Source organism: Candidatus Poriferisodalis sp. (assembly GCF_965219595.1).
GTDB lineage: Bacteria > Actinomycetota > Acidimicrobiia > Acidimicrobiales > Poriferisodalaceae > Poriferisodalis.
Map to the genome: position 1 here is coordinate 807,435 of NZ_OZ244781.1, position 22,878 is coordinate 830,312.

Consider the following 22,878-nt stretch of genomic DNA (forward strand, 5'->3'; position numbering starts at 1 on the left):
CATCTGCGGCCAGCCGGCGCCCGCGGCAACATTGGGGCCCAGCGAAGAGGAGCCAGCATGCACGTCAGCGCCACCCTGCCCCAGCACAACCTGCGAGCCGTGCCCGACGAGGTGCGGCGGATCGAGGCCGACGGGTACGACTGCGTCGTCACCATGGAGAACCGGCACGAGCCGTTCATCCCGCTGGGCATCGCAGCGGTGCACAGCGAGCGGGTGCGGCTGGCGACCAGCGTGGCGATCAGCTTCCCCCGCAGCCCCATGGTGACTGCGTCGACCGCCTGGGACCTGCAGGGGGCCTCGGACGGACGGTTCGTGCTCGGCATCGGCAGCCAGGTCAAGGGGCACAACGAGCGGCGGTTCAGCGTGCCGTGGTCGGCGCCGGCGCCCCGCATGGCCGAATACGTGCAGGCGATCCGGGCCATCTGGCGTGCTTGGTCGACCGGCGAGCGGTTGAGCTACGAGGGCGAGCACTACCAGTTCTCGCTGATGACGCCGAACTTCACGCCCGAGCCCATTGAAGCTCCGCCGCCAATCATGATCGCTGCGGTCGGGCCCGCCATGCTGCGGGTGGCCGGCCAGCACTGCGACGGGGTGCGCCTGCACGGCTTCTGCACGCCCGACTACTTGCGCCAACATGTCATGCCTGAGCTGCAAACCGGCCTCGACCGGGCCGGGCGCAGTCGCAGCGACTTCTGGATCACCGGCGGCGGGTTCATCTGCACCGGCCCAGACGACGAGACGGTCGACCGCATGGTCGAGTGGGTGCGCTACCGGATCGGCTTCTACGGCAGCACCCGGGCGTACTGGCCGGTGCTCGAGCAGCATGACCTGGGCGATCTCGGCGAGAAGCTGAACCACCTCTCGCGCAACGACGGCTGGGGCGAGATGGCCGGCTGCGTCGACGACGACGTCGTGCAGCTGTTCGCCGCAGTCGGACGTCATGACCAGATCGCCGGTGCGATCGCCGAGCACTTCGACGGGCTGGTCGACGAGGTCAACGCCTCGGTCTCGATGGACATCGGCGCCGACCTGCCGCCCGACGTGATCCAGGACATCCAGGCCATCCCCACCGACGGCAGCTGAGCTTCATGTCACAGGCCCCTGCAAGACTGCGTCTCGCAGGCAACGAAAGGAACTGCCATGTCAGAAGCAATCGTGGAAGTCCGCGACTACACCATCGATCCGGAGTGGTTCGAGGCGTACAAGGAGTGGGCCGCCGAGCACGCAGCGCCGTGGCTGCGAGAGAACCTCGACGTCATCGACTTCTGGGTTGATGACGGTCACGAGCCCGAGGTCGCCGGGTCGGATCCGCAGGTGTCGCCGCACGGCCAGCCGAACGTGTGCTGGATCATCCGATGGCCCAGCCGCGAGGCCCGCGAGGAGGGCTTCAGGTCACAGCTCAGCGGCCCCGAGTGGCAGGCGATCTGGGCGAAGCATCCCAACCCGAACGCCTACCTCCACCTCAACGTCCGCTTCATGGCGGCTGCCTGATCAGAACTCGCGCAGCACCGACGAGCGGGCCACCTGCACCTGGCGGGTGGTGGGCGGCGTGTTGCGGCTGCGGCCGACGAATCGGGGCACGCCGTCGGTGATCACGGCACCCACCGCAACCATGTCGCCGTTCTTCATGGCGTCAAGCGCGGTGTCTTTGGTGCCGCCGAGCGGGGCGTCGATCACGATCAGGTCGGCGTCGCGGCCCACGGCGATCAAGCCGTTGTTCAGCCCGAACATCTGAGCCACGTTGCCGGTGGCCGCGCCGATCAGATCAGTCACCTCGAGATCGCTCACTGCCGCCATGTGGATGATCGTGTAGAGCATCCCGAGCGGCATGATCCCGCTGCCGGTGGGCGTGTCTGTGCCGATGAGCAGACGGTCGAAGGCGTCGTGGCGGTGGGCTGCTTCGGCGGCGAGGATGCCGGTGCGCAGGTTGCCCGCGGCGCACACCTGCATGCCCATCTGCGTCTGGGCAATCACGTCGTAGTAGCGGTCTTCGATGGCGACCGGGCCGCCGTTGATGTGGAACGAGATGTCGGGATTGATGTCGAGCACGTCCTCGCCCGTCACCGGGAACGTGCCGGGGATCGAGCAGCCGCCGGTGTGCAGCGTCGTCATCAGCCCTGCTGCCTTGGCCATAGCCACGAGCTCGACGTAGTCCTTGGCGCTGTCGACGGCGCCGAATCCGGCCTTGGAGAGCCACACGCCGTCGGCTCGCACGGCCGCGAAGTCGTCCGGCTCGAGCCCCGGTTCGAGCAGCAGCGAACCGGCGTGGACGCGCATGCCGCCTGGACGGAAGTTCTCGAAGCACTTGTGCGCTGCGACGGCGAGCGCCTTGACACCCGCGACGTCCTGCGGGCGGCCGGGGATATGCACCTCGCCGGCTGACAGCACGGTGGTGGTGCCGCCGTGGAGGTAGCTCTCGAGGTAGCCAATCGTGTTCTGGCGTGGCGTGAAGTCGCCGAACGCCACATGCACATGCGAGTCGATCAGGCCCGGCGCCACCGTGGCACCGCCCGCATCGATCACCACATCGCATGAGCCGAGATCAGCAGCGCCGACGGACTCAATCAGGCCGCCGTCCGCTACCACCGTGTCGGCCTCAACGAACGGATCGCGCCAGTCCCCCGACAGCACCACGCCGATATTGGTGATCGCAGTTCGCATGAGCTCAGCCCCCGATCATGTCCTCGCCGATGGCGTCGTCGATGCTGAGGCCGCCGACTCGGTGGTGCGGGCGGCCACGGTCAGCAAGACAGCAGAGCACCGCCATCGCGCAGATCGCAGCAGTGCCGACGGTGGCAGGGGTCGGCATCGGATCTGCCGGCATCAGGTCAGACCGTCCTCGCCGGTGGCGTCGTCGATGCTGAGGCCGCCGACTCGGTGGTGGGGCCGGCCACGGTTGGCGAAGCAGCAGATCACGGCGATCTCGTCGGACAGCGGGGCGTCGTGCAAGGTGATGCTCATGGCGTCGTAGTGCGAGCGCACATACAACGCATCCTTGTACGCGAGCGGAATGTCGATGGACGCCCCGGGCTGCGCACGCTTGGTCGCCGAGGAGATCCAGGCCGCGCCGCCGCCAGCTGCCTCGCGCAGCACGTTGCCGTACGGCGTCGTCAGCAGCGCCACGCCGTGCTCCTGCTCGCCGTCGAGGCCCACGATGGCCGCCTTGCCGTAGCTCTCGATCGAGTACGGCTTCATCTGCTCCACCGCCAGCCCGGCGATCTCGTTGCCGATCTCGACGCTGGCCTCGTAGTACGGCGACAGATCGTCGACATGACGACCGGCGTACTCGTTGCGGACGACCGCCACCACCGCCACCTTGCGCAGCACCGGATCGACCGCCTCGCCGGCCTCGCTGCGCGTGTCCTCGACATAGGTCAGCATCTTGCGAATCTCCATCAGCGTCCCTTCCAGTCGGCGTCGTTGCCTTCGAGCATCGCCTCGAGCAGCCGGTCGGCACCCTCCCAGTCGTAGGTGCGGAAGCTGTGGCCCTGGGTCACGAACTGGGCGCCGGCGTAGAACATCTCGTACTGGGTGTGGCGGCTGGCGAACTCCGAGCCGACGGCGTCCCAGGCCAGCTTCAGGAACTTCATTCGCTCGTAGGCCCCCTCGCCCTCACGAGCCGACACCAGCGTGCTGTCGAGCACCGACGCCACCTCATCACTGGACAGGTCGGCCGCCGACGACGGCAGCATGATCAGCCCGCCGCCGGCCAGCTCCCGGATCTCGGTGATCAGCTGCGGGTACAACGCCTGGGTGGTGACCTGCGCCGAATACAGCAGGTGCCGGTTGGGCACGTAGTACTCGCCCATACGACATCCACTGGCCTCCATGCCGAACAGCAGACCCTCGATCGAGGCCACCCGGGCGGCCAGCTCGCCCAGCTTCCCCTGCACCATGTTCAGCGTGCCGATGGTCTCGGTAAGGCGCCGGGCTACCGCCAGCAGGAACCGGAGCTTCACCACCAGACGAACTTGCGCTTGGTAGTTCTGGTACACGTGCCCCGGCGTGTCATGGAACTGCCGCCGGCACATGTCGACGTCGCGGTACACGAAGACCCGCTCCCAGGGCACCGTCACGTCGTCGAAGTAGATGATGGCGTCGTTCTCGTCGAACCGGTGTGACAGCGGATTGTCGAACGGGCTGACTGCATGCTGCTCGAAGCTCTTGCGCGACACGATCTTGATGCCCGGCGTGTCGAGCGGCAGGGCGAATGAGATGGCCAGATCCTCCTCGCCGGCCTGAAGCGGCTGCAGGTTCGCGACGAAGACCTCCTCGGCCATGATCGAGCCGGTCCCCAGCATCTTGGCTCCACGCACCGTCGGCCCGTCCGGCCCCTCGTCGACGATGTGGGTGCTGATCTGCTTGGCCTGATCGCCCCACGCCCGGGACCGGTCGCCCTGTGGGTTGATGATCACGTAGGTGAGGAAGATGTCGTTGGCCCGGGCCCACTCGTAGTAGTCCCAGTAGGCCTTGGCGCAGCGGGGGTTGTGCTCTTCGAACAACTCGAGGGCCATGAGCTGCCCCGACACGGCGCACGCCAGATGGTCCGGCGAGCGGCCCATGAAGCCCGCATGCAGCTCAGCCCACGCCGTCATGGCCTGGCGCTTGGCCACCAGATCGCTATACGAGCGAGGCATCTGCCACGCCCGGTTGGCCCGACGGCCGTCGCCGACGTCGAACGTCATCAGTTCATGATTCGCGGCCTGGAAGTCGTACAGGCCCGCGATCGCCCGGCAGCTCTCGGCAAACGCAGGATGCTCTGCGACCCGGGAGATCAGCTCGCCGTCCAGGAAGACCGCTCGGTCAGTGTCGAGCGCAGCCAAATGGGCCTGCCCGTCCTTGACCGCCCCCGCCATCATGCCCGGACCTTAGAGGCTCGGCCGAATGGCATAACCGTGGCCCATGCGGCCCGAGCGGCCTGCGAGTGACGCGAGTTCGACCGGAACGCACAGGGCGAGACGGTGGCTCACGCGGCCCGCGCGGTTGTCTAGTTCATCGGCGCGAGCGCAGCGGTACCGAAGACCACGCGGAACCGGACGCACCAGACCGACACCGTGCTGTAGCGGTCGAGATCGACGTCGCTGGGAATCACGAAGTTCTGCGCCCCGATGTTGCCCTTCAGGTCGCCCAGGTCGATGAAGTCGCCCACAAGATCATCGACCGATGCGTCCGGACCCGCAGTGTGCAGGTACACGTTCAGGTCCGGGCCGTTGTCGGTGGCGAAGTCGTCGTCGAACCGCAGGAACGTCTGCGTGCCGTCGGTGAGCACCACCGCCGTGCCCTCGGCCGGGTGCGACCGGGGCCCGAAGCTCCCCACGTAGGCCACCCGCACACCCTGATCCTCGGTCTCCCCTGATTCCCCAGAATCGCTGGACTCGGCAGACTCAGTGGACCCGTCGGAACCGGCGGACGCGTCAGACTCAGCGGGCTCGCTGGGCTCACCGGATGCGTCAGTCTCGGCAGACTCGGCGGACTCGCTGGTTCCAGCAGACCCCGCTGAACCGTCAGTCTCCGCCGAACCGGCTGACCCGTCTGATGCGTCAGTGTCAGCATCATGCTCACCCACCGACATCGACTGGTCGGCGGGCTGGTCATCGCTGCCGGTCTCGGCGACGGCAGCCGTCGTCGCTACGGGACCGGCCTCGAGCGCCTCGCTAATCAGCTCGTCGATGTCAACCTCGACGGCGAACTCGGGGCCCGCCTCGTCGACCACCTCGTCCACGAAGATCAGATGGAACGCAAAGACGAAGAACACCAGGTAGATGCCGACCCCGATCACACCGGCAACGCCGAGGCCTGCCGCCCAGCGCCCACCAGTGGATCGAGGAATGAGCTTGCCGAGCAGCCGTCTCATTGCTCGGTCGCATTCATATTCATGGTGCACACCGTAGGAGCACAGCGGACCGACTCATGTTCACGAACTCTGAGTTCGCCGAGGCAACTGATGGCGAACGGCAACGTCAGGCTCGGTGGCGCGACAGGTTCAGCAGCACACCGACGAGCACGAACACGCTGCCGGCCATGTAGGGGATCGACACGAACCCGAACTCCCACGCGTACCGCACGGCGCACGGGCTCGTGATGCTGCACGTCGTGGCGCCCTCGAGATCCGGAAAGTGCTGCAGCAGGTAGTGCCACGTCGACATCGCAGCGCCCGCCAGGCACATCGGCAGCCCGTACAGGTGAACCCCACGGTCCCGCCGCAACCAGCCCACCACCAGCACCAGTGCGAGCGGGTACATGGCGATGCGCTGGAACCAGCACCACCGGCACGGCTCCAGATGCGCAATCTCGGACAGGTACAGCGAACCCAGCGTGGCACCCACAGCCAGCAGTGCCGCAACGCTCACGAGCGCTCGAGCGCTGACCGCTCCACGCCCGGCCGAATCACGGCCACGGCGCCGCACTACCGCCAGACTCAGCGTCGCGACATTGCACGCCAGCGCAGCCACCGCGAACAGCCGGAGCATCTGATCCAACGACACCGTCGCTCAGCGTGCCAGACGCACGCGCCCGGCATCAACGCGAATCGGCTAGCGATCTGACTGGCCAGGCCGACTCATCGGAATCCACAGCGACGCGAAGCCCACGCAGGCGGCGATCAGGAAGAGCACGAGGGCCCGCTGGTAGTAGATCAGCGAAGCCGCACCGGAGTCTTCGGTGAGCACCGCAAAGAGCGCCGCTATGCCGATCGCCGCGGATGCGTAGCGCAAGGTGTTGAACAGCCCGCTGACTTCCCCGAAGTACTTCTCGGGCACCGCTTTGAGCGCCACGCTGTTGAGCAACGGCACGCACATGCCCCAGCCCAAGCCGAACAGGGCGATGCTGGGCGCCATGACGAACCAGTAGCTCGGCGTGGTCCCCAACGTCAGCACCATCCAACCGACGGAGGCGATCTGCATCGCCGAGCCGGTCCGGCAGAAGCCGACCGCATTCCAGCGTTCGCCCAAGCGGCTGAAGGTGATGGTGGAGAAGCCCGCGGCGATCGGCCCGAGCGTCAGCGCCAATCCGACCTTTGCGACGCCGTAGCTCCACACGTTGAGCAGGAACAACGGCCACAGCAGCCACAGCGACTGCGACGAGAGGCCGACGAGGAAGTTGGCCAGCTGCGTCACCCACACGTTGCGCCGACGGAACAGGTGCAGGTTCAGCAACGGTTCCTGATGGCGCAGTGAGTTGAAGACGAAGATCGCGAGCGCCACCACACCGACGCCCCCGAGTGCCAGTGCGACAGGTGAGAGCAAGCCCCAGTCCCTGCCCTGCATGAGCGGCGTCACGATTGCCAGCAGTGCCACCGTGCCGGCGGTCGCTCCCACGATGTCGAGCCGCTGGTGTCTCGGCGGTGTCGGCTGTTCTCGCAGTACGCGCCAGCCCACGACGAACAGCAACGCAGCAATCGGAGCGCTCACGAAATACAGCACGCGCCAACCCGCTGCCGCCAGCATCAGCGTGGACACCTGCGGTGCAATCGCGGCGGCCAGCGGCCCCGAAGCCGACCACAGCCCAACCGCGGTCGTTCGTCTCGACTCGGGGAACAACGGCAGCACAAGACTCAGCGACGCCGGCAGGATCGCTGCACCGCTGATTGCCTGCAGCACTCGGGCCATGTTCAACGTCCACACCGTGGGCGCGATGGCGGAGAACACCGCAGACAGCGCGAACAGCGCAAGCCCGATCTGGAAGATGCGCTTGCGGCCGATCCTGTCGGCGAGACGTCCGGCAAGCGGCAGAAACGCAGCCGTGCCGATCATGAACCCGGCGATGCCCCAGCCCACGTCGGCTGCCGATGCGCCGGCGAAGCTGTCGCGGATCGAGTCCAGCGCCAGGTTGGAGGCCGTGCTGTTGAAACCGACCAGCACGGTTCCTAACGAAGCGACTGTGAGCGCCCGCCAGGCCCGCCCCGACACCGCTTCGCGAACTTGCGAAGGCGCCGCAGGAACCCGACGATCTGCAGCGGGGACGGGAGGAGCTGCCGTGGCCGGACGAATCGCAGCGGCCGAACGAGTCGCCGTAGCGGAACGGGGTGCCGTGGCCAGGCCGTTTTGCAGACCCGTCTCGACATCGCGACGCTCGATAACCGGGGTACCCGCCGCCCTGACTCGGGAACCCACCGGCTCACCCGACTCAGCCGGAGCGTCTGACCCAGCTCGTGCAACCTGCGGCACGCGCGCCAGATCAACCTGAACTGGCTCGACCTCGTTCCGCATCCGTACCAGCGTACGGCTCAGCCCGAGCCGCCAATCGCAGAAATCGAATGTCCGTTAGAAGATGGACTCGCCGTCAGGATCAACGACCGTGGAACACCGGCTCGCGCTTCTCCACGAATGCCTGCGCCGCTTCCTTGTGGTCGTCGGTCTGGCCGGTATGGATGTGGTGCGCCGCTTCCATGTCGAGGCACTCGCCCATGTCGCCGTGAACTGCCCGGTTCAGGTTCTCCTTCATGTACCGGTACGCCACGGTCGGGCCGTTGGCCAGCCGCCTTGCGACCGCTCCCACCTCGTCCATCAGGCTCTCCGCGGGGAACACGCCGTTCACCAGGCCCAGCGACACCGCCTGATCCATATCGACCCGGTCGGACAGGAAGTACAGCTCACGCGCCTTGGCCGAGCCGATCAGCCGCGACATGAACCACGTACCGCCGTAGTCGCCGCTGAACCCCACCCGGGCAAACGCCGTGGTCATGATCGCGTTGGGCGCCGCATACCGCAGGTCGCACGCCAGCGCCAGCGACAGGCCCGCCCCAGCAGCCGCCCCCGGCAGCGCCGCAATGGTCGGCTTGGGCATCTCGTACAGCTTCCCGGAGGTGTCCCGCTGGCTGCGGCGCTGATTGTGCACCCGGGCGTCGTACTGCAGCGGGCTGCCGCCGCCCTCGCCGCCGGCCGCAGCCATGCCCTTCACATCGCCGCCGGCACAGAACGCACCGCCCGCACCGGTCAGCACCAGCGCCCCCACATCGGAAGCCGTCTCGGCATCGGCAAGCGCCGCGACCAAGCCTTCCATCATCGGCGTCGACATCGCATTGCGACGGTCAGGACGGTTCAGCGTGACGGTCATCACGCCGTCGGTGATCTCGACAGCAATGTCGTCGGTCCCCGTATCGAAGATTCGGTCAGCCATCATTTTCTCCTTGCGGATGTGTTGAGTCGGCAGCCAGCCCCCGCAGTATCGCGAACCGCTGTGACACGCGCCGGATCACCCCTCGGCGTCGTCGGGCACGAACGAACCCAGCTCCACCTGGACCTGCCTGAGTTTGCCGTCGTTGCCGATCACACCGATCTCGACCTGATCCCCCGGCAGCCTCGCCAGAATCTCCACCACGAGGTCGTTGCTCGTGCGAATCTCCACGCCCTCGAAGCCGACGATCACATCACCGGGCTCGATGCCCGCCCGATCGGCGGCCCCGCCGGCCTCGACGCCCACCACCAGCGCTCCAAAGGTGACCTCCGGCAGCAGCTCGATGCCGGCGAACTCGTCGTCGGGATCCGGCCCCGGCTCCACGGTCTCCGGGCCGCCGTCGCCAAGCTCTCCGCCCGGATCATCGGATTCATCAGGTTCTTCAGGAACTCTCGAACCAATGAAATCCTCCACCGACACGATCCGCACGCCCAGATACGCCTTGGCCTGCACAACGCCCTCAAGCAGCTGATCGATGATCGGACGGGCATGGTCAATCGAGATGGCGTAGCCGATGCCCTCGGCGATGCCGCGAATGCTCGACGAGGCAGCCTGGATCGCCGTATTGACGCCGATCACCTCGCCCGCAGCATTCACCAGCGGCCCGCCCGAATTGCCCGGATTGATCGCAGCGTCGGTCTGTATCAGCCGCACCAACCGCTTGCCGTCTGGGAACTCGAGGTAGCGATCCAGGCCCGACACGATGCCCGACGTCACCGTCGGCTCGCCGATGATGTCGAGCGCATTGCCAATGGCAATCACCTCGTCGCCCACCTCGACGCCGTCGGTGGAGCCCAGCCGCACGGTCGGCAGTTCGTCACGTTCGACCTTCAGGATCGCAAGATCTCGCTCCGGGTCGACGGCCATCGCCTCCGCCGGCAGGAGCTCCCCGCCGAACAACCGCACAGCCACCGTGGTCGCTGCCTCGACCACATGCGCATTGGTCACGATGTGTCCCTGCGGCGTCACGATGAAGCCGGAACCGCTGCTCTCGCCCTCCTCGGCGGTGACCTTGACGATCACCACCGCCTCCTGCACCTCTTCGAGCACCGCCTTGACGTTGATGCCTTCGATGCGGCTTCCGAGCGGCGAACCCGGCTGGTCCGATTCGCCGGCCAGCATGCGCGCCCACGCCTCAGCGAGCGTGTCCGGGTCGAGATCGACGGGCCCCGAGCTGGCGCCGGAGTCGCCGGGTGCGGCGCCGAAGAGATTGGAATTGGCGAGCACCTGGCTCCAGAAGTCGGCATCGCCCGTGGATCCCTCGGGCGGCTGCACGTCGCTCGCCTCGCTCTCGTTGCTTACCGGCACCGCCACCGTCGGCGCCGGCGACTCCGGCTGCGAAGAAGAAGATGCCTGCGTGTCGTCCTCGGGCTCCGACGCCTCCGGGGAAGCCGGCGCCGTCGGCGCGGCAGTGTCCGGACCGTCGTCGCCGGCGAGCACGATGACCAGGAGCAGCCCGGCCACCAGCGCCCCGATGAGCGCCCCCACAGCCCCCGCAATACCGACCAGCAGGCACCCCGGCCGCCTTGATTCAGACGACTCGGTCGCGATCTCCAGACCTGCCTCCTCCACGGGGAAAGCTGCCGTCTCGTCTGCTGGTTCGACGGGCAGATCCGGTTCAGCCATCAGCGAACGGCGAGGCGTTCGGCTGCGCTGGTCGACAAGAAATCGACGTTCTCACGGAACTGATCGGTGTCGGCTTCCTCGGTGTCAGCCATCACGCCACGCAGGTACCGGTTGAGCACGCCCTCCGATATAGCAGCCAGACGCCAGTACGAGAACGCGCGGTAGTAGTCGACCTGCGACAGGTCGCGCCCCGACGCATCGGCATACCAATCCAGCATCTGGCTGCGGGAAGCGAACCCGCCCGCCTGCGTGGGCGCCGAGGAGCCCGCCGACACCTCATCGGGCGACACCCAGTTGTTCATCAGGTAGCCCACATCGGCCATGGGGTCGCCGAGCGTGCACAGCTCCCAGTCGAGCACCGCAACGATGTCGCCGGAACCCGACAACATGTTCCCCAGCCGGTAATCGCCATGGACGATCGCCGAGCCGACCTGCTCAGGCTTGCGAGCCTCCAGCTCCGCAGCGACCTCATCCATGATCGGCAGCTCACGAGTCTTGGACTGCTCCCACTGGCGCTTCCAGCGACGCAGCTGCCGCCCCAGGTAGTCCTCCCGCCGCCCCAGATCGCCGAGCCCCACATCGTCGGGCTCGATCGCATGCAGCAGGGCCAGCACATCAGCAACCCGGCGGCTCAGCGGCACACGCTCGCCGTCAGGCACCAGCGCCGACTCATCAGCCGAATGCAGCACCGCCCCCTCCTCGTAGCTCATGACATAGAACGGCGCCTCGTTCACGGTCTCATCCGCGCACAGCGCGATCGCCCGGGGCACCGGCACCTCGGTCTGCCCCACACCCGAGATGATCTTGTGCTCCCGGCCCATGTCGTGCGCCGTGGCCAGCACATGGCCCAGCGGCGGCCGCCGCAGCACCACCGACGAGCCGTCGCCGCAGTGCACCCGGTAGGTCAGGTTCGAATGCCCGCCGGCAATCAGCTCGAAACGCAGCGGTTGAGCAGCCTGCGGCACATGAGCGGCGAACCACTCGCTGACCGCAGGGGCATCGATGCCCGTCGGCACCTCACCGTCAGCCGACATGTCAGCCGTAGGTGTAGAAGCCCCGGCCGGTCTTGCGCCCGAGCAGCCCGGCGTCGCACATGCGGCTGAGCATCGGCGGCGGGGCGTAGAGCTGCTCGCGGAACTCCTCATACAGCGACTCGGCCACCGCCAGCGTCGTGTCGAGGCCGATCAGGTCGCACAGGGCCAGCGGGCCCATCGGATGGTTGCAGCCCAGCACCATGCCGGCGTCGATGTCTTCGGTCGAAGCGAAGCCCGATTCGAGCATCCGGATGGCCGACAGGATGTAGGGGATCAGCAGGGCATTCACCACGAACCCCGCTCGGTCCTGACTGTCGACCACCCGCTTGCCGAGCCGTTCAGAGGCGAACGACCGGCAGCGCTCTGCCGTCTCCTCAGCGGTCAGCAGCGACGAGATGACCTCCACCAGCCCCATCACCGGCACCGGATTGAAGAAGTGCATGCCGATGACCTGCGACGGCCGATCGGTGGCCATGGCCAGCTTCATGATCGGGATGGCCGACGTGTTCGACGCCATCACTGCCGCCGGATCGTCGAGCACCTTCGACAGCCGCCCGAACACCTCCAGCTTGGCCGGCTCAGACTCGACCACCGCTTCGATCACGAACTCACGATCCGCCAGCTCGTCGAGATCCACGCCGAACGACATGGCGCCCAGCGCCGATTCCCGCCCCGATTCGTCGAGCTTGCCGGCGTTGACGGCCCGGTTCAGGCTCTTCTCGATGCGGGCCATGCCGGCGGCCAGCGCATCCTCGTTGACCTCCACGATCTTCACGTCGCACCCGTTGCGGGCCGCAACCTCGGCGATGCCCGACCCCATCAGGCCGCAGCCCACCACACCGATCTTGTCCATGAGCCCCTGCCCTCAACTCGACGCCGTGGGCAATCTACCCGTCGAGGCCCGCTGACTCCGTGGCCGGGGCCCAGTCTCAGGATTCGGCCGGCGTGCTCCGGGATCGGTCAATGGCGCCCTGCACAGCAGCCACCACCTCGTCGGCGGTGGCACCGGGCGTGAGCACTGCCGCCACGCCCGCCTGCTCCATGGCTTCGAGGTCGCCGTCGGGCACGATGCCGCCCAGGATGACCGGGATGCTCTCGGCGCCGGCCTCGCGCAGGCGCTCGACGACCAGCGGCATCAGCGCCTCATGCGCACCCGACAGCATCGACACCCCGATGGCGTCCACGTCTTCGTCGATGGCAGCGGCCACCACGCTCTCGGGCGTCTGGAACAGCCCGGTGTAGATCACCTCGAAGCCGGCGTCGCGCAGCATCCGGGCCACCACCTTGACGCCGCGGTCATGCCCGTCAAGACCGAGCTTGGCAATCAGCACCCGTGACACGGGCCGAGATTACCGGCCTGCCCTGCTGATCTGCCGTGCCGATCTGCCCTGCCGGCTAGCTGTCCATCAGTCCGGGGAACGGAATGGCCTCGGGCAGCGGACCGGTGATGACCGGCGCCGCGGCCTCCAAGCCGGCGGCAAGCCGGAACGCCGTCTCCCAGCCCGTCGGGCGCGCCCCGAGCTGCGCGATCCCCACCTCCGCCTCCGACCGCAGCGCAGCAGTGTCGGGCGCATCGAAGCACTCATGACCGATGGCACGGGCCAGCCGCACCACGGTCTGGCTGAGCCGGCTGTCGGTGGCCTCGGTCAGGATCATCACCTGCTCGAACGCCGCCTCCATCGCCGGCAGGTCGGCGTCACGGGCGTGCGCCAGCGCCCGTGCCACCAGGGCATTGCGCACGTCGACGTAGGTGCCGGTGCCGCTCGCCATGGCGAAGCGCGACTGCTCGAGTGCGTCCACCGTGCGTCCGGCGGTGGCATAGGCGATGGCGAGGCACGAGTGCAGGTAGGTCGACGGCAAATCCGCAGTGGGAACGGCCTCGAGCGCAGCAATGGCGTCCTCCGCCTGGCCGAGCTGCGCCAGCGCCAGCCCCAGCGAGACGTCGAGATCACGCTGGCCGATCACTGCGGTCTGGTCGGGGCCCCGTCCCGGCTCGCGCGGCCGCTGATCAGCCGGCTGCTCCCAGCCGGCACGGGCCAGATCCTCACTGACCATCTCGGGCTGGCCCATCTGCACCGCGGCACCGGCCCGCACCGCCCGGGCGAATCCCTCCAGCGGCTGGCCCGGCATGTCGTTGGCCCGCTGCAGGCATTCGGCCAGCATCGCCCGGCTGCGCTGCAGCTCGCCGACGGCCGCGTACGCCCGGCCCAGCAGCCCCATCGCCTGCACCTCGCCGAAATCGCTGTGCACGTCGCGGAACACCTGCTCGGCAGCCTTGGCCCGCTCGACGGCATCCGCGGCCCGGCCCGACCACAGGCTGAGCGACCCCAGCAGCAGGTCCATCATGGCCTCGGTGAAACGCTCGCCCCGCTCGTGGGCGATGGCATGCACCGACGTGGCCAGCTCCTCGGCCTCGTCACGATCCCCGGCATGGAAGCGCAGGAACGCGAGCAGCCCTTCCGCCGTCGCCAAGCCGACCGTGTCGCCCAGATCGCCGAACCGTTCGATGGCGGTGGTGATGCGATCGCCGGCCTCGTCGATCAAGCCCTGCTCGAACGACAGCCACGCCAGATTCTGCAAGCACCACGCCACGCCGCTCTCGTCGCCCAGGTGCCCGAACGTGCCGTTGGCCTCGTTGATGTAACGGTCGGCCCGGGCGTACTCACCGGCTCGCAGCGAGGCCAGCCCCCGCAGCCGCAGCGACTCGGCCGCCTCGCGCACCTCGCCCAGCGTGCGGAACTGGTCGAGCGCGTCGGCCAGCAGCTTGTCGGCCGCCGCGTGCTCGTCGCCGGCAAGCGCCACCTCGCCCAGCACCCGCAGCCCATGAGCCGCAGCGAGCCGGTTGCCGTTCAGCGTTGCGAGCGCTCGGGCCAGCTCGGCGTCGGCATGGGCGCCGTGCAGCTCCCCCAGCCGCAGGCGTGCCGCCGCCCGGCCCAGCGCCATGTCGATGAGGCGCGGGTCGGCATCGCCGAGCATCTCGATGGCACGCCGGTAGAACTGCGCCGCGGCGTAGTGGCTGTCTCGGGCCGCGGCCCACTTGCCGGCACGGCCCAGCCACTCGATGGCCACCTCGGTCATGCCGCCCTCGAACGACTCAGGATCTGCAGCGGTCTTGCTGGCTCCGGACTGACCGGCGTCGGCACCCATCTCCACCGCCGAGGCGAAGTGATCCGCAATCACGCCCACCGAGTCGCTGGCAGGGTCGTCGCGGTTCTGCGCCAGCCACAGCGCGACGTCGAGATGCCGTTCGGCCCGGTCGGTCTTGGTCAGCATGCTGTAGGCCACGTCGCGCACCACGTCGCTGCGGAACGTCCAGACATCGGCCTCGCTGGTGAAGATGTCCTTGTCGACCAGCCGCTGGAAGGTGGCGGAGTCGCTCTCGGCACTGGTGTCGGGATTGGTGGCCGCCGTCATCTCCAGCAGCTCGCTGGTCGAGCCGCCGCCGCCGAGCACCGATGCGGCGTCCACCAGCCGCCGCTCGGGCGAGCTCAGCGTGTCGAGACGGGCCGCAACCAGTCCGCGCAGCGTGTCGGGCATCTCGGCCAGCGATCGTTCCTCGTGATCCGGGCGAGCACCAGGACCCACCACGCCCGATTCCCGCAGCAGCACGCACATCTCTTCGAGGAAGAACGGGTTGCCGCCGCTGCGCTCGTAGAGCTGATCGGCCAGATAGGCGGGAGCGCTGCCGCCCAGCAGCTCGGCGGCCAGCTCGGCGGTGGCCTCGCGGCTCAGCGGATCCAGGTTCAGCACCACCGTGCTGTGGCGGCCCGGCGGCACCGTCCAGCGCTGCTCGTCGACGTTCCAGCGGGCCGTGGTGATGACCACGAACGGCTGGTTGGCCAGTGCTGCCAGCAGCTGCTCGAGCACGCTGAGCAGCCGCTCTTCGGCCCAGTGCACGTCGCTCAGCAGCAGCACGACGGGCTGGCGACGCGTCATCGCTCCCAGGAAGCGGCGCAGGGAGCGGAAGGTGGCCTCGGCGCGCCATTCGATCTCGGCGGGGTCGCCGCTGCCCACCCGGCCCAGCACGGCGAGCACCACGTCGGTGATCTCGTCGATCTCCTCGTAGTTGACGATCTGGCTCTCGCCGTTGTTGTTCGTGGGCCGCAGCACGTCGGCCACCAGCGACGAGATGCGCCGGGTGGCCTGCACGGTCGAGTCGCCGGCGTTCACCCCTGCTGCGGTCGCGATGGCATCGCCCAGGCAGCGCAGCGGGTTGGTCTCGTCGTAGGGCAGCGCCATGCTCTCGAGCACCATCGCGTCGTGGCGTTCGGTGGCGCCGTGCGCGGCTTCCCGGGCGAGGCGCGTCTTGCCCATGCCGGCCTCGCCCACGATCTGGCACAGCCCCGCGCGGCGGCGGGCCACTGCGGTGTCGATCGCGGTCTCCAGCAGGGCATGTTCGAGATCGCGCCCTACCAGCGGCGAGATCGTGGCGCTGCGGTGGCGACCGGGCGGCGCCAGCTCGCCGCTGGCCAGGAAGACGGGCACGGGCTCGTCACGCCCGCGCAGGCCGATCTCGCCCCGGGGCGTGTAGTCGACGATGCCGACCGTGGCCGCCTGCGTCGTCGGGCCCACCAGCACCTCGTCGGCCTCGGCCAGCGTCTCCAAGCGGCTCGCGATGTTGACCGTGTCGCCCATGGCGGTGTAGTCGCCGCCGGCTCGCAGCGCTCCCACCAGCACCTCGCCGGTGTTGATGCCGATGCGGATCCGCAGATCGAGATTGCGCTCGGCGTTGAAGGCTTCCAGTGAGCGCTGCATGCGGAAGGCGGCCCGCAGCGCCCGCTCAGGGTCGTCTTCGTGCGCCGTCGGCGCGCCGAACAGCGCCAGGATCGCGTCGCCGATGATCTTGTCGACCGTGCCCCCGAACGCGGTCACGTCGGCCACGAGCCGCTGGAAGCACTGGTCGATCAGATGCTTGATCTCTTCGGGGTCGGCGGCCTCGCTCATGGAGGTGAACCCGACCAGGTCGGCGAACAGCACCGTGACGACGCGGCGCTCCTCGGTCGAGACGAGCAGGTTGCCGCAGGTATGGCAGAAGCGTGCGCCCTGCGGGACCTCGGTGGCGCACGCAGGACACTTCATCGCGGCATTCTAGAAACGACGCCCGGAACAGGCTGAAACCCGCTATTCGTGGGCGATCGCGTCCAGGATCTCCATGCGCCCGGCGCGGCGGGCCGGCAGCACTGCTGCCAGCAGACCCGCCAGCCCCGCAACCACGATGTAGACGGCCAGCGTTGCGTAGGGCACATCGACGGTGGTGATGAACGAGTCTGGCGTGGCCAGCGAACCGGCCACGCCCAGCACGGTGCCGACTACCACGCCCATCAGGCCGCCGAACGTGGCGACGATCGCCGCTTCCCACCGCACGGCCCGACGCAGCTGGCGCCGGGTCATGCCCACGGCTCGCAGCAGGCCGATCTCACGGGTGCGCTCGAACACCGACAGCGCCAGCGTGTTGGCGATGCCGATCAGCGCGATCACGAACGACAGGCCCAGCAGCACCGTGATCACCGCGAAGATCGAGTTGACCAGGCTCTGGTTGGCTTCGCGGAACTCGACCCGGTTCTCGCCGATCACGCCGGGATAGCGGTTGACCACATCGGCGAGAGCGACCTGGCTGCTTTCGGCGTGGCCAGCATGAGCCAGTGCAGTGCCGAAGCGGTAGTCGCGGCGGCCGAAATGCTGCTCCCACAAGGCGTTGTCGATGAGCCAGTTGCCGTAGATGGCCGCGTCGGCGAAGATCGCTGTCACGGTCAACGTGACGGTCTCGTTGTCGGGGAACGTCGCCTCGAGCGTGTCGCCGACGGCGACGCCGAGATCTCCGGCGGGGTCGACGTGCAGCGCGATGCCCGTGAGTGGATCACCGCTCGTCATCGACCCGGAGATCACATCGCCGTCCATGTGGCCCTCCACCGTGTCGAAATCGGCAGTGACGACATCACGGCTGTCACCGCCCACGACCATCCCGCCGAACGCCACCCGGTAGCCGACGACGCTCTCGATCTCGTCGCGATCTTCGAGGTCGTCGAGCAGCTGCGCCGGAAAGCCAGTCGCAGGATCGAACGGTGATGCTTCGCTGCGGACGAAGTAGTCGGCCCGCACGGCGTCGCTGAGGACATCGGCGATGGTGCTGCTCACCGAGGCGCCGACGACCGACGTCGTCGCCATCAGCGTCACGCCGATCATGAGGGCGCCGGCGGTGGACGCCGTGCGCCGAGGGTTGCGGGCGGCGTTCTCGCGCGCCAGCCGGCCCGGCATCCCGAACAGTGCCTGGATGGGCCGTCCCAGCACGCGCACCACCGGCCGCGCAATCGCCGGACTGGCGACGTTGAGGCCCACGAAGGTGACGAGCGCGCCGATGCCCGTCAGTGCGAGCACCGCGGCGGTGCTGCCGACGCCGGCCATGCCCAGCGCCAGGCACACCACGCCCGCGGCGGTGACAGCTCCGCCCACGGCGACCCGCCGGCGCCACCCGCTGCGCTCGATGCGGTAGTCATGCGCCAGAGCGGCAATCGGCGTGATGCGGCGCGCCCGCATGGCAGGCACGATCGAGGCGATCATCGTGACGCCGAGCCCGATCACCAATGCCAACACGACGGTACGCGGCCGCAGCACCAGCGGCCCCGACGGCAGGCCGAAGCCGCTCGCACGGATCGCTGCCCGCATGACGAGGCTGACCAGCATGCCGACGGCAATGCCGATGGCCGTGCTGAGCAACCCCACGATCGCCGACTCGACGACGATCGAGCGCGACACCTGCTTGGGCGTCACGCCGATAGCCCGCCACAGCCCGATCTCGCGCACCCGTTGAGTGACGACAATCTGGAACGTGTTGTTGATGATGAACGCCGACACGAACACCGCGATGAAAGCGAACACCAGCAGGATCGAGGTGAAGATGTTGAGGACAGTCTGGAACTGCTCGGTCTGCTCCTCGGCGGCAACCTCCTGGGTGATCACCTCGTAGTCAGCACCCACCGCCGCGCCGATTGCCGCGCGGACCTCGGCGACATCGGCGTTCACGAGCACGCGTATCTCCACCAGCCGGTCGCCGAAGCCCAGGAACTCCTGGGCGGTGTCAGTGTCGAACACCGACATCGTCTGCCCGAGGCTGGTGTTGGTGTCGGGCGATCCGAAGTTGAAGATGCCGACCAGCTCGAAAGGCTGCGAGCGAACCGGGCCGTTGATGTCGTAGGTCTCGCCGACCTCGAGGCCGTTGTTCGTCGCCGTCGTCGCGTCAACGACAAACTCCCCGGGCCCGTCAGGCGGTTGGCCCTCGATGAGGAAGAAGACCCGTGACGAGAAGTTCATCCCCAGCGCGGGCGGGCCCTGCGGCCTGATCGCATTCCCCTCGCCGTCCACGATGACCACGTTGCGCGCCTGCACCGTGCCCGAGGCCTCGACCACGCCGTCAATCGCAGCGACCTCGTCGAGCAGCGAATCCGGCATGGTCGGGCGGTCGGCTTCGTTGCCGACCTCCTGCGAGGCCCGCACGGTCAGGTCGGTCTCACCAGCGATGTCCTGCGCCAGGTCGCCGAAGGTCGAGCGCAGGCTGTCAGTGAGCGCGAACGTGCCCACCACGAACGTGACGCCGGTCACCACCGACAGCGTCGTGAGCGCGAAGCGGATCTTCTTGTCGAGCAGATTCCGCAGGGCGAGCTTCAGCACTGCTTCACCTGCCCCGCACCTGTCCGACCAGCGTTACTCGTCTGCGATCGCGTCGAGCACGTTCATCCGGCTGGCCCGGAATGCCGGGAACAGCGCAGCGATCAGCCCGAACCCGACCGAGATGACCAGGAAGATGAAAAGCTGCAGGTAGGGCACCGCGATGGTGTCGATGATGTCCTCGGGGATCGCCGCCGAGGTGGCCATACCGAACGCTGCACCCAGCACCACGCCCACCACAGCGCCGTACAGCGACACGGCGGCAGCCTCCCAGCGGATCATGCGCCGCATCTGGCGGCGGGTCATGCCGACCGCCCGCAGCAGCCCGATCTCGCGGATGCGCTCGAACACCGACAGCGTCAGCGTGCTCACAATGCCGATCAGCGCGATCAGCAGGGCGAAGCCCAGGAACACGTTCACCAGCACGAGCACGGTGTTCAGGCTCGACTCGATGCTCTCCTGGAACTCCTGCCGGTCTTCGAGCACAGCTTGCGGGTAGCTGTCCAGCACGTCGTCGATGGCCGCGCGGGCGGCCTCGGGGTCGTCGATAGCCGACTGCACCATCACGACGTCGTCGAACGCGGTCGTCGCGAACTGGTCATACAACGCGCTGTCGATGAACCAGCTGCTCCAGAACCCGTTGCCGTCGAAGATGGCCGCGACGCTGACCGTGGCACGGTCTCCGCTGACGAAAGTCAGTTCGACGGTGTCGCCGAGCCCGAGGTTGTCATCTGCGGCTACGTCGCTCTGTATCAGCAATCCGGTCTGGGGATCGAAGCCGTCCAAGCTGCCCTCGATCACATCGATGTTGATCACCGCTTCCAAGTCGCTGACGCGGGCCGCGGTCAGCTGGGTCTCCACCTGTGAGTCGCCGATGTCGATCTGCACGAGGTCGAGATCGAATCCCACCGGAGTGCCGATGCCGGCGGCGCGGATGTCGGAGCTGAGCGTCTTCGGCAGCCCGGCCTGCGTGTCGGCGGTCACGATGAAGTCGGCAGTGAATGCGTTGGCCAGGCGGTCGCCGAAGGACACCTTGAGCGACTGCCCCACGATCGACACCATGGTCACCAGCGCCAGGCCGATCGTGAGCGCCACCGCCGTGGCGGAGGTGCGCCGCGGGTTGCGAGCGGCGTTGGCACGGGCCAACCGGCCCGAGATCGGCATCATCCACTCCAGCGGCCGCGCCAGCAGCGACACCACTGCCCGCGACACCAGCGGGCTCAGCACGGAGACTGCCACGAAGGTGACCGCGGCACCGGCGCCGAGCGTGCTGAGCTGCGGCGTCGCGCCGTCGAAGTCGCCGAACAGGCCGAGGCCAGTCGCCACCAGGCCGATGGCCAGCAGCACACCGCCGCTTGCCAACCGGGGCCAGCCGAGGCTGGCACCCTCGTCGCTGCTCGTGCCCTCGGCCAGGCCCGCCACCGGCGAGATGCGCGAGGCCTTGATGGCCGGCACCAGCGACGCCAGCACGGTGAAACCCACACCCACCACCACGGCCCACAGCACGGTGCGCGGCACCAGGGGCAACGGACCGTCAGGCAGCGACGCCCCGAAGAAGTTCAGCAGGGCTTTCAGACCCAATGCGCCCAACATGCCCAGACCGAGCCCGGCCACCGAGGCGACTGCGCCGATGATCGCCGACTCGGTCAGCACCGACATGCGCACCTGCCCGGGCGTGGCACCCACGGCTCGCAGCAGCGAGAGCTCCCGCACCCGCTGACCCAGCACGATGTTGAACGTGTTGGAGATGATGAACGTGCTCACGAACAGCACGATGAACGCGAACACCAGCAGGATCGTCTGGAACGGCCCGATGAAGGTCTCGGTGGCGTCGCTGAACTCCTCTTCGGAGTCGGCTGCGGTGATCACCTCGACGCCGTCGGGCAGCACGGCTTCGATGCGGGTCTGCAGCTCGGCGATGTCGGCCCCTGCTTCGGCCCGCACGCTGATCACGGTGAACTCGCCGGGGAAGCCCAGAATCTCTTGGGCTGTCGCCGTGTCGAACAGCGAGAAGATGGCGCCAACGCCGGCGTTCTCGGGGAAGCCGAACTGCGCCACGCCGGTCAGGGTGAACTCACGCGGACCGGTGGGCGTGACCACCTGGTACGTGCCGCCCAGCTCGAAGTCGTAGCCGTCGTCTTCGAAGGTGGTGATGTCGATGGCGAACTCGCCGATGCCGACGGGCCAGCGGCCCTCCATCAGGTAGAACTGCGACAGCGACTCGTCTTCGAGCCAGTTGGTGCCCGCCACCGGCGGCCCGAACGTGGTGACGGCTTCGCCGTTGCCGTCCACCGGGATCACGCCGTTGACGAACAGGCCGCCCTTGGCGATCTCCACGCCGTCCACTGCGGCAATGTCGTCGACGAGGTCGGCGGATACGGCTGGTGCCACGGCTTCGGTGATCTCGCCGAACGGCAGCTCGCCGCGCACCGTGTAGTCGGTGCCGGTGTTGATGTCCTCAGCGAGCTGGTCGAAGCCCGAGCGCAGCGAATCGGCCGTCACGAACGACGCCACCACGAAGGCCACGCCGATCACGATGGTGCTCGCGGTCAGCGCAAAGCGGACTTTGTGCGCGAGCAGCGATTTGATGCCGAGTCGCAGCATGTATCAAGCGCCGAGCTGGTTCATGTGGGCGCGGATGCGCTCGGGTGTGGGGTCGACGAGCTCGTCGACGATCTTGCCGTCCACGAGGAACACCACCCGATCGGCGTATGAGGCCGCGACTGCGTCGTGCGTCACCATCACGATGGTCTGCCCCATCTCGTCCACGGCGTTGCGCATGAAGCCCAGGATCTCGGCGCCCGTGTTGAGATCGACGTTGCCGGTGGGCTCATCGGCGAAGATCACCTGCGGCTGGCCGGCCAGCGCCCGTGCCACCGCCACGCGCTGCTGCTGGCCGCCCGACAGCTCGCTGGGCCGGTGCTTGAGGCGGTCGGCCAGCCCGGTGGCGCTGACCACCTCGTCGACCCAGTCAGTGTCGCCTTGGCTGCCAGCAAGGTCCATCGGCAGCATGATGTTCTCGATGGCGGTCAGCGTGGGGACGAGGTTGAACGCCTGGAACACGAACCCCACGTTGTCGCGGCGCAGCAGTGTGAGGTCTCGTTCGGACAGGGTGGACAGGTCGATCTCGCCGATGAGCACCTGCCCTTCGGTCACCCGGTCGAGCCCTGCCATGCAGTGCATGAGGGTGGACTTGCCCGAGCCCGATGGTCCCATGATGGCGGTGAACTGGCCTCGCTCGAACGTGACGTTGATGGCGTCGAGCGCGCGCACCGCAGTGTCGCCTGAGCCGTAGATCTTCGTGGCGGCGACGGCTCTCGCCGCTGCATGCGTGGGTGGAGCCGCGACAGACATGAAGCCTCCCGGAGAGGTTGCAGACCAG

At 68.0% G+C, this 22,878-nt stretch carries 18 protein-coding genes; 2 read left to right on the forward strand and 16 right to left on the reverse strand.

Annotated features, from left to right (window positions below; translation table 11 throughout):
• The first annotated feature begins 57 nt into the window (after positions 1–57).
• Positions 58–1,083: a TIGR03617 family F420-dependent LLM class oxidoreductase gene (locus tag ACOQPE_RS03360; protein ID WP_420610504.1), complete on the forward strand. Its 1,026-nt coding sequence runs from the start codon at positions 58–60 to the stop codon at positions 1,081–1,083.
• Positions 1,084–1,140: 57 nt separating this feature from the next.
• Positions 1,141–1,491 carry a hypothetical protein gene (locus tag ACOQPE_RS03365; RefSeq protein WP_420610505.1) on the forward strand — a complete coding sequence of 117 codons (351 nt, stop codon included), beginning with the start codon at positions 1,141–1,143 and terminating at the stop codon, positions 1,489–1,491.
• Here the strand turns inward: ACOQPE_RS03365 and ACOQPE_RS03370 are convergent, their stop codons facing one another.
• From ACOQPE_RS03370 to ACOQPE_RS03445, 16 genes are all read right to left on the reverse strand, one after another.
• Positions 1,492–2,661 (reverse strand): amidohydrolase family protein, encoded by a 1,170-nt coding sequence (locus tag ACOQPE_RS03370; RefSeq protein ID WP_420610506.1) that lies wholly within the window; start codon positions 2,659–2,661, stop codon positions 1,492–1,494.
• A 4-nt stretch (positions 2,662–2,665) separates the two neighbouring features.
• On the reverse strand, positions 2,666–2,824 hold the full coding sequence (locus ACOQPE_RS03375) for a hypothetical protein (protein WP_420610507.1): 159 nt from the start codon (positions 2,822–2,824) through the stop codon (positions 2,666–2,668).
• On the reverse strand, positions 2,824–3,396 hold the full coding sequence (locus tag ACOQPE_RS03380; RefSeq protein ID WP_420610508.1) for an amino acid synthesis family protein: 573 nt from the start codon (positions 3,394–3,396) through the stop codon (positions 2,824–2,826). The genes ACOQPE_RS03375 and ACOQPE_RS03380 overlap by 1 nt, the downstream gene beginning before the upstream one ends.
• Positions 3,396–4,859 carry a 4-hydroxyphenylacetate 3-hydroxylase family protein gene (locus ACOQPE_RS03385; RefSeq protein ID WP_420610509.1) on the reverse strand — a complete coding sequence of 488 codons (1,464 nt, stop codon included), beginning with the start codon at positions 4,857–4,859 and terminating at the stop codon, positions 3,396–3,398. The genes ACOQPE_RS03380 and ACOQPE_RS03385 overlap by 1 nt, the downstream gene beginning before the upstream one ends.
• 128 nt (positions 4,860–4,987) lie before the next feature.
• Complete coding sequence (locus ACOQPE_RS03390) at positions 4,988–5,854, reverse strand: DM13 domain-containing protein (RefSeq protein ID WP_420610510.1); 867 nt, start codon at positions 5,852–5,854, stop codon at positions 4,988–4,990.
• Positions 5,855–5,960: 106 nt separating this feature from the next.
• Positions 5,961–6,485: a disulfide bond formation protein B gene (locus tag ACOQPE_RS03395; RefSeq protein ID WP_420610511.1), complete on the reverse strand. Its 525-nt coding sequence runs from the start codon at positions 6,483–6,485 to the stop codon at positions 5,961–5,963.
• 48 nt (positions 6,486–6,533) lie between these two features.
• The gene (locus ACOQPE_RS03400; RefSeq protein WP_420610512.1) at positions 6,534–8,207 is read right to left on the reverse strand and encodes an MFS transporter; all 1,674 of its coding nucleotides are present in this window, start codon (positions 8,205–8,207) and stop codon (positions 6,534–6,536) included.
• Positions 8,208–8,286: 79 nt separating this feature from the next.
• Entirely contained in the window at positions 8,287–9,117 is an 831-nt protein-coding gene (locus tag ACOQPE_RS03405) for an enoyl-CoA hydratase-related protein (protein WP_420610513.1), read from the reverse strand.
• 75 nt (positions 9,118–9,192) lie between these two features.
• Positions 9,193–10,800, reverse strand: coding sequence for a trypsin-like peptidase domain-containing protein (locus ACOQPE_RS03410; RefSeq protein ID WP_420610514.1), 1,608 nt, complete (start codon positions 10,798–10,800; stop codon positions 9,193–9,195).
• A complete protein-coding gene (locus tag ACOQPE_RS03415) occupies positions 10,800–11,834 on the reverse strand; it encodes a phosphotransferase family protein (RefSeq protein WP_420610515.1) in 1,035 nt (344 codons plus the stop codon). Before ACOQPE_RS03415 ends, ACOQPE_RS03410 begins: the two co-directional genes overlap by 1 nt.
• A 1-nt stretch (position 11,835) precedes the next feature.
• Positions 11,836–12,687 (reverse strand): 3-hydroxybutyryl-CoA dehydrogenase, encoded by an 852-nt coding sequence (locus tag ACOQPE_RS03420; protein WP_420610516.1) that lies wholly within the window; start codon positions 12,685–12,687, stop codon positions 11,836–11,838.
• A 76-nt stretch (positions 12,688–12,763) separates the two neighbouring features.
• Complete coding sequence (locus tag ACOQPE_RS03425) at positions 12,764–13,174, reverse strand: cobalamin B12-binding domain-containing protein (RefSeq protein ID WP_420610517.1); 411 nt, start codon at positions 13,172–13,174, stop codon at positions 12,764–12,766.
• Positions 13,175–13,229: 55 nt separating this feature from the next.
• The gene (locus ACOQPE_RS03430; RefSeq protein WP_420610518.1) at positions 13,230–16,913 is read right to left on the reverse strand and encodes an adenylate/guanylate cyclase domain-containing protein; all 3,684 of its coding nucleotides are present in this window, start codon (positions 16,911–16,913) and stop codon (positions 13,230–13,232) included.
• Positions 16,914–16,955: 42 nt separating this feature from the next.
• Complete coding sequence (locus ACOQPE_RS03435) at positions 16,956–19,499, reverse strand: ABC transporter permease (protein WP_420610519.1); 2,544 nt, start codon at positions 19,497–19,499, stop codon at positions 16,956–16,958.
• 33 nt (positions 19,500–19,532) lie between these two features.
• Positions 19,533–22,100, reverse strand: coding sequence for an ABC transporter permease (locus ACOQPE_RS03440; RefSeq protein ID WP_419916689.1), 2,568 nt, complete (start codon positions 22,098–22,100; stop codon positions 19,533–19,535).
• 3 nt (positions 22,101–22,103) lie between these two features.
• Positions 22,104–22,850, reverse strand: a complete 747-nt coding sequence (locus ACOQPE_RS03445; protein ID WP_420610520.1) for an ABC transporter ATP-binding protein — start codon at positions 22,848–22,850, stop codon at positions 22,104–22,106.
• Between the last annotated feature and the right edge of the window lie 28 nt (positions 22,851–22,878).

What these genes read in the sequence shown, in the direction of transcription:
- ACOQPE_RS03400 (WP_420610512.1), bottom strand. Translation starts at nt 8,207, where the DNA reads ATGCGGAACGAGGTCGAGCCAGTTCAGGTTGATCTGGCGCGCGTGCCG.
- ACOQPE_RS03360 (WP_420610504.1), top strand. Translation starts at nt 58, where the DNA reads ATGCACGTCAGCGCCACCCTGCCCCAGCACAACCTGCGAGCCGTGCCC.
- ACOQPE_RS03415 (WP_420610515.1), bottom strand. Translation starts at nt 11,834, where the DNA reads ATGTCGGCTGACGGTGAGGTGCCGACGGGCATCGATGCCCCTGCGGTC.
- ACOQPE_RS03405 (WP_420610513.1), bottom strand. Translation starts at nt 9,117, where the DNA reads ATGGCTGACCGAATCTTCGATACGGGGACCGACGACATTGCTGTCGAG.
- ACOQPE_RS03380 (WP_420610508.1), bottom strand. Translation starts at nt 3,396, where the DNA reads ATGGAGATTCGCAAGATGCTGACCTATGTCGAGGACACGCGCAGCGAG.
- ACOQPE_RS03445 (WP_420610520.1), bottom strand. Translation starts at nt 22,850, where the DNA reads ATGTCTGTCGCGGCTCCACCCACGCATGCAGCGGCGAGAGCCGTCGCC.
- ACOQPE_RS03390 (WP_420610510.1), bottom strand. Translation starts at nt 5,854, where the DNA reads ATGAGACGGCTGCTCGGCAAGCTCATTCCTCGATCCACTGGTGGGCGC.
- ACOQPE_RS03375 (WP_420610507.1), bottom strand. Translation starts at nt 2,824, where the DNA reads ATGCCGGCAGATCCGATGCCGACCCCTGCCACCGTCGGCACTGCTGCG.
- ACOQPE_RS03410 (WP_420610514.1), bottom strand. Translation starts at nt 10,800, where the DNA reads ATGGCTGAACCGGATCTGCCCGTCGAACCAGCAGACGAGACGGCAGCT.
- ACOQPE_RS03370 (WP_420610506.1), bottom strand. Translation starts at nt 2,661, where the DNA reads ATGCGAACTGCGATCACCAATATCGGCGTGGTGCTGTCGGGGGACTGG.
- ACOQPE_RS03440 (WP_419916689.1), bottom strand. Translation starts at nt 22,100, where the DNA reads ATGCTGCGACTCGGCATCAAATCGCTGCTCGCGCACAAAGTCCGCTTT.
- ACOQPE_RS03420 (WP_420610516.1), bottom strand. Translation starts at nt 12,687, where the DNA reads ATGGACAAGATCGGTGTGGTGGGCTGCGGCCTGATGGGGTCGGGCATC.
- ACOQPE_RS03385 (WP_420610509.1), bottom strand. Translation starts at nt 4,859, where the DNA reads ATGATGGCGGGGGCGGTCAAGGACGGGCAGGCCCATTTGGCTGCGCTC.
- ACOQPE_RS03365 (WP_420610505.1), top strand. Translation starts at nt 1,141, where the DNA reads ATGTCAGAAGCAATCGTGGAAGTCCGCGACTACACCATCGATCCGGAG.
- ACOQPE_RS03430 (WP_420610518.1), bottom strand. Translation starts at nt 16,913, where the DNA reads ATGAAGTGTCCTGCGTGCGCCACCGAGGTCCCGCAGGGCGCACGCTTC.